The sequence below is a fragment of the Oceanobacillus phoenicis genome, from assembly GCF_047238145.1.
Classification (GTDB): Bacteria; Bacillota; Bacilli; order Bacillales; family Amphibacillaceae; genus Oceanobacillus.
In genome coordinates, this window is the sequence record NZ_JBDFME010000001.1 from 1,465,991 (window position 1) to 1,479,389 (window position 13,399).

General features: G+C 36.7%; 12 protein-coding genes. All 12 read left to right on the top strand.

What is annotated here, in order from left to right:
- Positions 1 to 668 precede the first annotated feature (668 nt).
- The 12 genes from desA to kdgD all read left to right on the top strand — a co-directional run bounded on the left by desA (position 669) and on the right by kdgD (position 13,379).
- On the top strand, positions 669 to 1,718 hold the full coding sequence (gene desA, locus ABC346_RS07510; RefSeq protein ID WP_413234262.1) for a Delta(5) desaturase DesA: 1,050 nt from the start codon (positions 669 to 671) through the stop codon (positions 1,716 to 1,718).
- 128 nt (positions 1,719 to 1,846) lie between these two features.
- Positions 1,847 to 2,986 (top strand): sensor histidine kinase, encoded by a 1,140-nt coding sequence (locus ABC346_RS07515; protein WP_413234263.1) that lies wholly within the window; start codon positions 1,847 to 1,849, stop codon positions 2,984 to 2,986.
- Positions 2,983 to 3,582: a response regulator gene (locus ABC346_RS07520; protein WP_413234264.1), complete on the top strand. Its 600-nt coding sequence runs from the start codon at positions 2,983 to 2,985 to the stop codon at positions 3,580 to 3,582. The genes ABC346_RS07515 and ABC346_RS07520 overlap by 4 nt, the downstream gene beginning before the upstream one ends.
- Positions 3,583 to 3,925: 343 nt before the next feature.
- Positions 3,926 to 5,233: a S8 family peptidase gene (locus tag ABC346_RS07525; RefSeq protein WP_413234265.1), complete on the top strand. Its 1,308-nt coding sequence runs from the start codon at positions 3,926 to 3,928 to the stop codon at positions 5,231 to 5,233.
- A 331-nt stretch (positions 5,234 to 5,564) separates the two neighbouring features.
- Positions 5,565 to 6,539 carry a 2-hydroxyacid dehydrogenase gene (locus tag ABC346_RS07530; RefSeq protein ID WP_413234266.1) on the top strand — a complete coding sequence of 325 codons (975 nt, stop codon included), beginning with the start codon at positions 5,565 to 5,567 and terminating at the stop codon, positions 6,537 to 6,539.
- Between the two features lie 25 nt (positions 6,540 to 6,564).
- The gene (locus tag ABC346_RS07535) at positions 6,565 to 7,224 is read left to right on the top strand and encodes a GntR family transcriptional regulator (protein WP_413234267.1); all 660 of its coding nucleotides are present in this window, start codon (positions 6,565 to 6,567) and stop codon (positions 7,222 to 7,224) included.
- Positions 7,225 to 7,346: 122 nt separating this feature from the next.
- Positions 7,347 to 8,417: an Ldh family oxidoreductase gene (locus ABC346_RS07540; RefSeq protein ID WP_413234268.1), complete on the top strand. Its 1,071-nt coding sequence runs from the start codon at positions 7,347 to 7,349 to the stop codon at positions 8,415 to 8,417.
- A 62-nt stretch (positions 8,418 to 8,479) separates the two neighbouring features.
- Entirely contained in the window at positions 8,480 to 9,397 is a 918-nt protein-coding gene (locus ABC346_RS07545; protein WP_413234269.1) for a dihydrodipicolinate synthase family protein, read from the top strand.
- 6 nt (positions 9,398 to 9,403) lie between these two features.
- On the top strand, positions 9,404 to 10,363 hold the full coding sequence (locus tag ABC346_RS07550) for a hydroxyacid dehydrogenase (protein WP_413234270.1): 960 nt from the start codon (positions 9,404 to 9,406) through the stop codon (positions 10,361 to 10,363).
- A gap of 25 nt (positions 10,364 to 10,388) precedes the next feature.
- Positions 10,389 to 11,564 carry a mandelate racemase/muconate lactonizing enzyme family protein gene (locus tag ABC346_RS07555; RefSeq protein WP_413234271.1) on the top strand — a complete coding sequence of 392 codons (1,176 nt, stop codon included), beginning with the start codon at positions 10,389 to 10,391 and terminating at the stop codon, positions 11,562 to 11,564.
- Between the two features lie 171 nt (positions 11,565 to 11,735).
- Positions 11,736 to 12,440, top strand: a complete 705-nt coding sequence (locus tag ABC346_RS07560) for a FadR/GntR family transcriptional regulator (RefSeq protein WP_413234272.1) — start codon at positions 11,736 to 11,738, stop codon at positions 12,438 to 12,440.
- A gap of 12 nt (positions 12,441 to 12,452) precedes the next feature.
- Positions 12,453 to 13,379: a 5-dehydro-4-deoxyglucarate dehydratase gene (kdgD, locus tag ABC346_RS07565; protein ID WP_413234273.1), complete on the top strand. Its 927-nt coding sequence runs from the start codon at positions 12,453 to 12,455 to the stop codon at positions 13,377 to 13,379.
- Positions 13,380 to 13,399: the final 20 nt, after the last annotated feature.

A 13,399-nucleotide genomic window follows, 5' to 3' on the forward strand; every position in this document is an offset into this window, starting at 1 on the left:
TGAATTAGATTAACTAAGTGATTTGAAACAGATAGTCCAATAAAAGAATTTGCATCTTTCACAGAGGTAAATAACTATGATGAAATTCCTCAATTTGGAAGAGAACGGGATTATTGTCTCACTAGATTTCATAATTAAGTGGATTTTGAACAGAAAACTATAAAATTATACTTTTACTCCTATTTGTTTCATGAATCAGGGTCTGTGGCTTTAAGGAAAATGTGTATCCATATAGGTTTGCGCATTTTTACCACGTTCATCATAATCTCCGTATAATTATTGAGCACACTAATAAGTGTGACAGTAATTATATGGAGGTTTTTAATTTTTCTACGCAAGAAGTGGCTTTAATCATTAAAATAGGATGATCTCTAATTGGTTCACAAGTTTGGTTTTTCCCAAAATGTAAATTCACAACATCTTGTCGTTAATCAATAAGGTTTAGTTTGATCCTGTCATTTCCTAATTAACCTGATAACATTGCATCTTGACCTGGGCAATCCAAACTAGAAAACGATCACCTTTCGCTCACTCAAACCCGAAAAGTAATCTCCGCTCTAAACCCAATATGACAAATGTCATATCATTCCATGACGTTTATGACTTATGAAAACTTTATCCGAAGTATAGAATAGTACTAATATGTAACCTGTTAGAGGAGGAAAAGCATGAGTAAACAAAAACAAGCACAATTAAGAAAAAGTGTTTCTGTCTTTGCTAAGTCAGATACAAGGACGAGCATTATTCAATTAATCAATTCTATATTGCCGTTCTTTTTGTTATGGTTTCTTGCGTACCAGAGTTTATCGGTATCCATTTGGCTATCTTTAGCAGTATCGGTTGTTGCAGCAGGTTTTGTTGTACGTATCTTTATCATTTTCCATGATTGTACGCATATGTCATTTTTTAAAAATGCCAAAGCGAACAGAATCGTTGGTACGATTACTGGAATTATCACGCACTTTGCTTTTGAAAAATGGAAACGGGCTCATGCTATTCACCATGCTACAAGTAGTAATCTAGATAAACGTGGAACAGGTGATGTGTGGGTAATGACTGTGGATGAGTATGCAAATGCTTCCTTTTGGGGCAGACTTGCATACAGACTTTACCGTAATCCAATTATTATGTTTGGATTAGGTCCGGCATATCTATTCTTGATTTCAAACCGATTTAATCGAAAAGGCCCCAAACGTAAAGAGCGCTGGAATACATATCTAATCAATGTTTCCATTTTAGCTATTTATGGTTTATTGATTTGGGCGATTGGCTGGCAAGCGTTTTTGGTCGTCCAATTACCAATTTTATTTGTTGCAGGAGCTGCAGGAATCTGGTTGTTCTATGTGCAACATCAGTTTGAAGACTCTTACTTTGAAAATGAAGATGAATGGGATTATGTAAAAGCAGCAGTTGATGGAAGTTCTTATTATAAGCTTCCTAAGGTGATTGAGTGGATAACAGGAAGTATTGGTTATCATCATGTGCACCATTTAAGCCCAAGGGTTCCAAACTACCACTTGGAGAAAGCACATGAGTCAACACCGCCATTGCACAAAGCAACAACAATCACGTTATTGACGAGTTTACAGTCACTACGCTTCCGTTTGTATGATGAAAAAAGTAAGTCGTTTGTTTCTTTTAAGGAATTTAAGCAGATGGACAATGAGAAGAAATTAATGCAGCAATTAAAGTCAAGCAGAACCAGTTTGCAAAAATAACATTCTCTTTATCTAGATTATTAGGGGCTAGAAAAAATTGAATAGGTTAGAATCGAAACCCTTTATAACACATATGAAGGGTTTTTGTTATACTTAGCAAAACAAGCAATGATAGAGGAGAGATTGGAATGCAACATTGGTATCATCTTTTCCCGAAAAATACGGGGCTTAGTCTTTTTGCGTGGATCGCATTTTGTCTACTTCCATTTTATTTTATTCTTCGCTCCTCTTCGTTAGTTGAGATCGTTGCTGGAGTTATCATGATTGTCTTATTCTTTACCACTTATCGATTGGCGTTTATAAAAAAAGGCTGGACCGTCTATGTATCTGTGGGTATTGAAATCATTATTAGTGTTGGCGTGACTCTATATTTTGGATATGTATATTTTGCATTATTTCTCGCTTTCTTTATAGGGAATATACAGAATAAGGCTGGTTTTATTTCACTGTATGTCGTTCATCTCGTCACTACCTTAGCAGCAGTAACAATTGGTTTTTTCATTCAAGAAGAGATCTTTTATAATCAATGGCCGTTTATTATTATTTGTATTATTGGTGTGATTTTATTGCCATTTACTATGTATAATCGAAATAAACGAGAGAAATTAGAAAATCAGCTAGAGGATGCGAATCAGAAAATTGCTCAACTGATTGTGCTAGAAGAACGTGAGCGCATTGCTCGAGACTTGCATGATACGTTGGGACAAAAGCTTTCGCTAATGGGGTTGAAAAGTGAACTTGCAGGGAAATTAGTAGACGCAAATCCTGAGTCAGCGAAGAATGAATTGGCGGATATTCATCAAACTGCTAGGACAGCACTGAAAGAAGTTCGTGAACTCGTTTCTGGAATGAAAGGAACAAGATTAAAAGATGAGCTTATCCGTGTTCGCCAACTTCTTGAAGTAGCAGAAATAACATGTGAAGTGGAAGATGATCTTAAGCTTTGGGATGCTCCTTTACTCATAGAAAATGTACTAAGTATGAGTTTAAAAGAAGCAGTAACAAATGTGGTGAAACATAGTGAAGCAACAAAGTGTGAAATAGTGATGAAGCAAACACCAGATAAATGGACCATTCGTGTTATAGATAACGGTGTAGGTATTCAGGATAACCATACGTTTAAAGGAAATGGAATTCTTGGAATGAAAGAACGGTTGGGATTCGTTAATGGAAGTTTATCCTTTGATGCTACAAATGAGAGCACAACAATCCTTACCATCCAAGTGCCGCGTGTAATTCAACAAAAGGAACAGGAGGAGTCGAATTGATTCGAATTGTGATTGCAGAAGATCAACAATTGTTGCTTGGAGCATTGGGCACTCTTCTTAGTATGGAAGAGGATATGGAAGTGGTAGGGAAAGCGAAGAATGGGGAAGAGGTATTAAGCTTAGTTGAAAAATGGAAGCCTGATGTGTGTATCATGGACATAGAAATGCCAGTGAAGACTGGACTAGACGCAGCCGAAGTACTAAAAGATGATGATTGTAAAGTGATTGTCTTAACTACTTTCGCTCGTACGGGATATTTTGAACGAGCGCGTAAAGCGAATGTGAGCGGTTATTTGTTAAAAGACAGTCCTAGTGAAGAACTAGCAAATTCTATACGTGCTATTATGACTGGACGCAAGGTGTATGCGCCAGAATTAATTGATATGGCCTATGAAGAAGGAAATCCACTGACAGAGCGTGAGGAGCAAGTGCTTAAACTCATTGCTGATGGGAAGACGACGAAAGAGATTGCAGGACAGCTTTATTTAACAAATGGTACCGTTCGGAATTATGTTTCAACAATCATGGACAAATTGAATGTCAGCAACCGTATTGAAGCTATCTCTAGAATAAAAGAAAAGGGATGGTTCAAATAGTTCTCCGTATTACGCAAACTTCCTAGTATCGATCATGTGAAATTGTTTAGTAATCGAAGGGGAAAAGTGTATACTACTTTCTATTGTGATTTTCATGTTCAGCGTAAGTTCCTATGATTGTTCATACCTCCATTTGAATTTTCATTCGATGAGGCTAGCTAGCTGTTTTTTTATTGAGAACTAAATTCCAACTTCGTATAAACCCAATTAATATCTACCTATAATCAAAACTACTATACTATTTAAATTTTCAAAAAAATAGTCATCTTGTCCGATTGTTTCCATTACTAGTCCTTGGTAATCTATTAGTGTACAAACAAAAAATAATCGAGGAGGAGTAAACATGAGCAACAGGAAAAAAGTATGGTTTGAACAAGCAGAACGTAAACTTGACCCTGGCTTAGTGGAACAATTACGGAATTCTCGAAAAGTAGACAAGAACGAAACTGGCAACAATGAAATCCCCCTTATCGTTTATTTGAAAAAGGGTTGTGAAAGAGACAAAAAAGATGACCTCTTAAAAGTATGTAATGTTGACTCCCATAACAAGCTCCATAGTGAACTACGCAGTATAAATGGGATGAAGGGATATTTAACACCTGATAGAATACAACAGATTATAGACCATGAAGCAGTCGATCGGATTTTTTATGATCGGGTTGTAACTGCCTTCTTAGATATTGCCAGTGAACAAACAGGAGCTGTCAACGTTCAAGAACAGCTTGGATTAACTGGAAAAGACGTTACGATTGCAGTAATCGATACTGGCGTCCATGCACATGCTGACTTGACGGACCCTACTAATAGAATTATAGCTTTTCAAGATTTTATAAACGGAGAAAGCGAACCTTATGATGATAATGGACATGGAACACATTGTGCTGGTGATGCGGCAGGAAATGGGAGTCTCTCTAATGGAAAGTATATTGGCCCAGCACCAGAAGCCTCTATTATTGGAATAAAGGTTTTAGATGAGCAAGGAAGCGGAAGATTATCCACGATTATTGAAGGTTTGGAATGGTGTGTCGATCATAAAGACGAACATAATATACGGATTATTTCGCTTTCACTTGGAGCGCCTGCTTATGAATCTTTCAGGGATGATCCATTATCACTAGCTGCCCAATCTGCGTGGCATCAAGGAATTGTAGTGTGTGCTGCTGCTGGAAACGATGGTCCTGCCGCATCATCGATTAGTACCCCGGCCATTGACCCGTTTATCATTACGGTTGGATCAACGGATGATCAGGATACATTAGATCGGACGGATGATGCAATAGCAGATTATTCGAGTAGAGGACCTACGATTGATACGCTGGTAAAACCGGATGTATACGCTCCAGGTACAAATATTATCTCCTTGTTAGCACCGGGATCAGCGTTGGAATCTCAAATCCCGGAGATGGTTGTTGATGAGAATTATATCCAATTGTCGGGCACATCAATGGCGACACCAATTTGTGCAGGGATTATCGCCCTCATGCTGGAAGCCAATCCGAATCTCAGTCCAAATGATATAAAGAGCATCCTAAAAGCGACATCTCATCCAACACTTGATGATATATGGGGATATATTGAAGCAGAAAGTGCCGTGGATATGGCAAAGAATTATCAACGTCAAGATCCTGCTGAAGTAGTGCAAGAAAGTTAGATAAGGAAAATGCTGGGATCTAAATGCTAAAGTAATACAGATAAATAAGGATACAAAAGTAAACAATCCGAACTCATTCGAATTTTAACTTGGAAATTTGAATTTAGTTCGGATTGTTTTTTTATATTACTTGTATTAAGCCTAAGTGCAAGTATTCTTATTCTAAGGTATGTTTCTCGATCTATACGATGGGAGACATCTCTTTTTTTGTTCATGTGAAAGTATGAAGCAGAAATACGTCAGTGAAAAGATTATAATATTCATAATCATATTGTAGTTCCGCCAAATCTGATATATCATATACCAAAAGGCGGATTTTTAGGGGGATGCTATGAAACGAGAAATCATTTTATATAAATCTATTCCACATGATTTGCTAGAACAATTGAAAAATTACTTTATCGTTCATCAGCACCAGTTAAATTCCGAAATGGTTGATTCTTTTTATAGTGATTTACAGCGTGTAGAGGGTATTATTGGATCAAAATTAAGGGTTGATCAGCAGCTTCTAGTTCAAGCACCTCGATTAAAAATTGTAGCTAATATGTCGGTCGGGTATGACAACTTGGATATAGAAGAGCTGACAAAAAGAGGCATTATGGCAACGAATACTCCGGATGTATTAACAGATACAGTTGCAGACATGGTGTTTGGATTGTTGTTATCTACTTCTAGAAGAATTTGTGAATTGGATCAATTTGTGAAATTAGGCAAGTGGAATGAAAATATTAGTGAGCATTTATTTGGAGTCGATGTCCATCATAAAACGCTAGGAATCATAGGTATGGGAAGAATTGGCCTAGCAGTTGCAGAAAGGGCACATTATGGATTTAAAATGAAAATTGTCTATCATAATCGTTCTACTCAATCTTACGCGGAGAAAAATCTCAACGCTAATTTTGCTTCTTTGGAAGAACTTTTAAAAGTTTCGGATTTTGTACTTGTTATGGCACCTTTAGTTCCTGAAACAGTTAAATTAATTGGTGAGAAGGAATTTAGCTTAATGAAAGAAACAGCAATTTTCTTAAATGGATCTCGGGGAGAACTTGTTGATGAAATGGCACTTATTCATGCTTTACAAACCACAAAAATATTAGGTGCCGGTCTAGATGTCTATGAAAAAGAGCCGATTTCTAAAGATAGTCCACTACTTCAAATGAAAAATGTGGTTACATTACCGCATATAGGTTCGGCGACCAAGGAAACAAGATATCAGATGGCAAAGCTTGCTGTGGAGAATCTTATTAAAGGATTAACTGGAGAGGTACCGCCAAGCCTTATCAATCCAGATGTCCTAATTATCTAATAACTGAAGAAGGAGAAAAAGAATTATGGATAAAGAAATCTCAAAAAAAATTAGTATGCAATCGCGCTCTGTGCGTGATCTTATTTATGATTATTTAAAAGAGGCAATTATTAATGGGGAGTATGAGCCTGGTTTTCATTTAAGAGAAAGAGAATTGGCCAAGACTTTTGAAGTGAGCACAACACCAATTAAAGAAGCATTTCGATTGCTTAGCAATGAGGGGTTGGTCAGTACACAGTCAAGAAAAGGAACCTTTGTTTCGGCTGATATAATGAGTTCAGTCGAAGAAATAGCACGTGTAAGAGCTGCATTGGAAGGTGTTGCAGCAAGGTTCGCTGCTTTAAAGCGATCAAATGAAGAATTGGTCCAACTGGAAACTGTAATTAAACAAATGGAAAAATATACGAGTGAGAATAATCGAGAAAAATTAAACGAATTCAATAGTGAGTTTCATCAGTTTATTCGTAAATGTGCGAGAAATGGTTTTATATTTAAGCAAGTTGAGTCTATTCATTCATATGACCAATTTATTCGTAAAAAGGCATTATCCAATATTGAAGAGCATGAAAAGGCATTTAAGGAGCATTTTCTTATTTATAAAATGATTGTTGATCAAGATGCAGATGGAGCAGAAAGGGTCATGCGAGATCATATTATTCGCTCAGCCAAAGTAGCGCTATATTAATTATTATCGAGTAAGAAAGGAAATAATATTTTTGTTAAATATTCAGAATAGACTTGACAATAAATACTTTTTTATCTAATATTTGATATATCAGATATCACTATGAGGTTAGGAGGAAATAAATGAGCAAAATAACCATATCAGAAAAGGACTTGCGAAGTTTTTGTCAGGATCTTTTTAAGCAAAGCTTGCCAGCTGAAGAAGCCGAAATAATTGCAGAAACGTTAGTCGATGCAGATTTGCGCGGGATAACCTCACATGGTGTACAACGTATATCCGGGTATTTACAAAGAATGGAAGAAGGAATCATCGAGAGGAAGACAAGTATTCGTGTAGTACAGGATTCTTTTGCGACCGCTTTACTTGACGCAAATAATGGTTGGGGGCAGGTTGTTGGGGTTAAAGCCATGGACATGGCCATTGAGAAAGCAGAACAATATGGTACTTCGTTCGTAGGTGTGTCGAATTCGAATCATTTTGGAACCGCTTCCTTTTATACAAGAGTAGCTGCGGAAAAAGGATTTATAGGGATTTCTATGACGAATGCATCTCCGATTATGGTTCCATTTGGAGCAAAGGAGCCTTCATTAGGTCCAAACCCAATTTCGATTTCGATCCCAGCTGGTAAAGGAAAAAGTCCTATCATTTTAGACATGTCAACAAGTAATGTTGCCAGAGGGAAAATTATGGTTGCCAAGAAAAATAAAGAATCTATTCCACAAGGTTGGGCGATCACGAAGGATGGGAAACAAACAACGGATGCAGATGAAGCTTGGGAAGGATTTGTACTTCCAATGGGTCCTAAAGGATCTGGGTTAGCAATTATTATTGACATTCTAAGTGGTGTTCTAACTGGTTCACTATTTGGAAAAAGCATTCCAAGACAATATGACGATCCTTACCCACAACGATTGGGACATTTATTCGGTGCGATTAACATTGAAAACTTCGGAGATCCGGAACTTTTTTATCAAAATGTTCTAGAGAAGATTGAAGAGACTATTTCAAGTGAACCAAGTGAAGGGTTTGATCAAGTGTATATGCCCGGGGATATGGAATTACAGCGTAAGAAAGCATATAAAGAAAACGGTATTCCAATAAGTCAAGAAATTATAAATGAATTAAGAAAAACTGGAGAAAAATATGGAATTGATCTAGAACACTATTTATCTCAAAACAAGCAGCGTAATTAAATAAAGAATTTATTGGCTAGTTTCTTGGGAAATTATTTAAAAGGTAAGGGAGAGAAGCAAATATGGATTATCGTGAATTTAGCAATCGATTTTCAACAATTTCGGGGATTAATATTGTTCCTTTTGTAGAAGGTACGAAAGAAATTGACTGGAAAGGGCTGGATGACAATGTCAACTTTCTCCTTCAAAATGGAATAAAAGTCATTGTTCCAAATGGAAACACTGGTGAATTTTATGCATTGACCATGGAGGAAGCAAATCAGGTCGTGAATAGAGTAACTGAGGTAGTGAATGGTCGGGCAACAGTTGTAGCTGGCATTGGTTATTCAGTTGATACAGCCATTGAAATGGGTAAATCAGCACTCAGGTTAGGAGCAGATTGTGTGATGATTCATCAACCAATTCATCCATATATTACAGAAGCTGGAGCGATAGAATATTATCGGAACATCATAGAAGGATTAGATGCTCCCTCCATCATTTATTTTAAAGATGCTTATCTAAGTGATAATGTGATTAAACAGTTAGCTCCATTAGAGAAATTGGTAGGAATCAAATATGCAATTAACGATATTCAACGTGTTACTCAGGTGATTCGTTCTATACCGAAATCTTATAATATTGCATTCATTTGTGGGACGGCGGAGAAATGGGCACCGTTTTTCTATCACTCTGGGGCAGTCGGCTTTACTTCTGGCTTGGTCAATGTTTTTCCACAGAAGTCATTTGCTCTACTGCATGCATTACAAGAGGGTGATCAAGAAAAGGTATGGGACATATGGGAAGAAGTTGTGCCGTTTGAAGACTTAAGAGCGAAACATAACAATGGCAATAACGTTGTAGTAATTAAAGAGGCAATGGAACAATTAGGCCTAAGAGCAGGCGTAACAAGGGAACCGGTAAATCCTTTATCGAAGAATGATAGACTAGAGCTGGAGGAGTTATTAAAAAGCTGGCGAAACATGCAAGAGGTGAGGTGACAGCGAATGAAATTTCGAGTATTAGTCCCGCAAAAGATTGCACAAGAAGGGATTAGATTACTAGAGGAAAACGGTGCAAGTATTGTTGTTCCACCTAGCTACGATGAAGATACACTTGTGAAATATGTAAGAGATGTTGATGCTATTATTGCTAGAACGGAAATATATTCCCAAAAGATATTACAAAATGCCAACCGTTTAAAAATTATTGCAAGGCACGGGATTGGTGTGGATAATATTGATGTAAATGCTGCTACAAAACACCGTATAAAAGTTACTAATACTCCTTCAGCAAATATAAATGCAGTGGCAGAACTAGTGTTAACGTTTATGCTAGCAAGTACGCGACATTTACTGTCAATTGACCATGCTGTTCGTGATGGGAACTTTGATATTCGTAATCGGCTATTTGGTTATGAGTTAAAAGATAAAACGCTCGGGATTATTGGTTTCGGAAATATCGGGCGGTTAATTGCTGAAAAATGTAAGTTCGGGTTAGGAATGAATATTGTAGTTTTTGATCCTTATGTGAACGCAGAAAGTGTAGAGTCATATGTAGAATTAACAGAATCGTTGGAAGATTTATTACGAGTATCTAATGTAATTACTTTACATGTGCCTTATATAGATGCTACCCATCATCTTATCAATAAAAACTCATTTCATATAATGAAAAAAGATGCTATTTTAATCAATGCAGCACGTGGTGGAGTTGTAGATGAGGAAGCACTAGTAGAGGCTTTGATGAGCGAAGAAATTAGAGGGGCTTGCGTGGATGTTTTTGAGGAGGAGCCACCAAGAGAAGAGAATCCTTTATTCAAATTAGAGAATGTGATTGTTACACCGCACTTAGGAGCTCAGACTCATGAAGCATTTAAACAAATGGCAATAGATGCGGCAAATGAAATCATTTCAGTGAAAAATGGGAAATGCCCAGAAAACCTAATTCATCCAGTGACAACATAATTTTGAAAGGAAAGGATGACAAATGATGAATATTACGGATTTGGAATTACATGCAGTTGGAATACCACGTCATACAGGATTTGTGAATAAACACGTTATTGTTAAAATTCATACGGACGAAGGCTTAACAGGGATTGGTGAAATGTCGGATTTCTCCCATTTACCACTTTATTCTGTGGATCTTCATGATTTAAAGCGGGGACTCATGTCTATCCTTCTAGGTAAGAATCCATTTGATCTAATGAAAATTAATAAAGAATTAACCGATAACTTTCCTGAAACGATGTACTATTACGAAAAAGGAAGTTTTATAAGAAACGGGATAGATAATGCATTACATGATTTATGTGCTAAATATCTGGATATTTCTGTATCAGATTTTCTTGGAGGGAGAGTGAAAGAGAAAATAAAAGTCTGCTATCCGATTTTTAGACATCGATTTATGGAGGAAGTGGAGAGTAATCTTGATGTGGTTCGTAAAAAGTTGGAACAAGGTTTTGATGTTTTTCGGCTATATGTAGGGAAAAACCTTGATGCTGATGAGGAATTTTTATCTAGGGTGAAGGAAGAATTTGGTTCTAGGGTACGTATCAAATCCTATGATTTTAGTCATCTACTAAACTGGAAAGATGCTTATCGCGCAATCAAACGTCTAACTAGATATGATTTGGGATTAGAAATGATAGAGAGCCCGGCACCGAGGAATGACTTTGATGGTTTGTATCAACTACGATTAAAAACAGACTATCCGATCAGTGAACATGTCTGGAGTTTTAAACAGCAACAAGAAATGATAAAAAAAGATGCGATCGATATTTTTAATATTTCTCCTGTATTTATTGGGGGACTCACATCAGCGAAAAAAGCAGCTTTTGCAGCAGAAGTGGTAAGCAAAGATGTAGTTTTAGGAACCACCCAGGAATTATCTGTTGGGACGGCAGCCATGGCTCATTTAGGATGCTCTTTAACAAATATAAACCATACGTCTGATCCTACTGGTCCAGAGCTTTATGTTGGAGATGTGGTTCAAAATAGAGTTACGTATAAAGATGGATATCTTTATGCTCCAGATCGAAGTGTGAAAGGACTGGGTATTGAACTGGATGAATCATTGTTAGCAAAATATCAAGTGCCGGATTTAAGTTGGGATAATGTGACAGTGCATCAACTTCAAGACCGTACAGCTGATACAAAATCTTGAAACGGTATAGAAACGAAGTTAATGGACTGAATCACTACGGAGTAGATTAGTGGTATTCATTCCACTTAGGAAATTTTATATTTTATTTGTCTGACAAATAAAAAGTTTATTTGACTGAAAATAAACAATATTATATACTATCCATAAGAAATTAGGATAGGAGAAGGATTAGTGAGTAGAGATATTAAATTAAAGTCAATTAAAAAGAATACGCTTTCAAGTTTAGTGATGGACGAAATTATCAAACTTCTAATTGATGGGAAAATTAAGCCAGGTGATAAGTTACCCTCGGAATATGAATTGATGGATATGCTTTATGTGAGTAGAGCGGTTCTGAGAGAGGCATTAAGTGCCCTTGAGACATTAGGGATACTCAAAAGAAAGTCGAGAGATGGCACATACATTTCAGATAAAATCGGAAGTAGACCTTTCCGTCTTATGTTAGCGTTATCATCCGATGATATTGAAACGATTATTGAGACAAGAATGACGCAGGAACTTGGGTTTGTAACACTTGCAGCGGAAAAAATAACAGAGGATGAATTACAACAACTCGAGACAACCATCTATAATATGAGGAATGATATTGGGAACTATGATGAGATGGATAAAGAATTTCACACTATTATTACTTCCTCTGTGATGAATAATGTAACTTCTGGAATTATTGAACCGTTAATGGATTTTTTCTACAAAATGTATTACACCATTTCGAAGGAACATCGAAACATAGATATCACCATTCAACAACACCAAGCAATTTATGAAGCTCTCAAAAACAGAGATCCAATTGAAGCCCACCGTGCTATGTATATCCATCTAGATCATGTAAGAAAACGTGTGAAATTAGGAAAAACAAATAGTGATGAAAACTAGAGGAGGATTTTTATGAAGAGAAATGCGCCAACTGGAATTTTAGGATTTCCTGTGACGCCGTTCGATAGCCAGGGGAATATAGACGAACTAGCATTATCTCAGAATATACAGTATTTGTTAGATTCAGGATTAGAGGCAATTTTTGTAGCATGTGGGGCTGGTGAATTTCATTCACTTGAAAACAGGGAATATGAGTCTATTATCGAAGTGGCTACAGCGACTGTAAAAGGAAAAGTACCTGTATACACAGGTGTCGGTGGCAATCTTAGTGATGCAATATACAAAGCTAAAATCTCCGAAAAACATGGTGTGGATGGGTATTTAATTATGCCAGCTTACCTAATTAATGGGGAACAAGAAGGTATTTATCAGTATGTACATTCCATTGCTACATCTACTAATTTAAATGCAATTGTCTATCAAAGAGATAATGTCGTCATGACTCTGGATACCATTGAAAGATTAGTAGAAATACCACAAATAGTAGGTTTTAAAGATGGACACGGAAGCATGGAACATATAATAGAATTTACGCAAAGTATTGGTAACAAAATTGGATGGCTAAATGGAATGCCAATGGCAGAAGTGACAATGCCAGCTTATATTCCATTAGGATTTGATTCCTATTCATCCGCTATTTCTAACTATATTCCTCATATTTCCAGGAAATTTTATGATGCATTACTGGAAGGGGATCAGACTACTGTAAATGAAATATACCAAGATGTCATTCTTCCGATTAATAGGATTCGGAGACAAGGCAAAGGATATGCAATTTCTTTGATAAAGGCAGGTATGGAAATAGTTGGCTTACCTATAAACAGTAAGAATGTACGTCCACCTGTAACACCAGTAAAGCATGAGCACTATGAGCAACTAGAGGAAATCCTGAAGAAAGCATTAATTAAATATCCATCTAATCTAACGAAAAGTCTTTAATGAATCCAATAGAAAGGAAG

Coding starts and splice junctions, on each gene's coding strand:
- kdgD (WP_413234273.1), top strand. CDS start 12,453: ATGAAGAGAAATGCGCCAACTGGAATTTTAGGATTTCCTGTGACGCCG.
- ABC346_RS07515 (WP_413234263.1), top strand. CDS start 1,847: ATGCAACATTGGTATCATCTTTTCCCGAAAAATACGGGGCTTAGTCTT.
- ABC346_RS07540 (WP_413234268.1), top strand. CDS start 7,347: ATGAGCAAAATAACCATATCAGAAAAGGACTTGCGAAGTTTTTGTCAG.
- ABC346_RS07555 (WP_413234271.1), top strand. CDS start 10,389: ATGAATATTACGGATTTGGAATTACATGCAGTTGGAATACCACGTCAT.
- ABC346_RS07550 (WP_413234270.1), top strand. CDS start 9,404: ATGAAATTTCGAGTATTAGTCCCGCAAAAGATTGCACAAGAAGGGATT.
- ABC346_RS07535 (WP_413234267.1), top strand. CDS start 6,565: ATGGATAAAGAAATCTCAAAAAAAATTAGTATGCAATCGCGCTCTGTG.
- ABC346_RS07530 (WP_413234266.1), top strand. CDS start 5,565: ATGAAACGAGAAATCATTTTATATAAATCTATTCCACATGATTTGCTA.
- desA (WP_413234262.1), top strand. CDS start 669: ATGAGTAAACAAAAACAAGCACAATTAAGAAAAAGTGTTTCTGTCTTT.
- ABC346_RS07545 (WP_413234269.1), top strand. CDS start 8,480: ATGGATTATCGTGAATTTAGCAATCGATTTTCAACAATTTCGGGGATT.
- ABC346_RS07525 (WP_413234265.1), top strand. CDS start 3,926: ATGAGCAACAGGAAAAAAGTATGGTTTGAACAAGCAGAACGTAAACTT.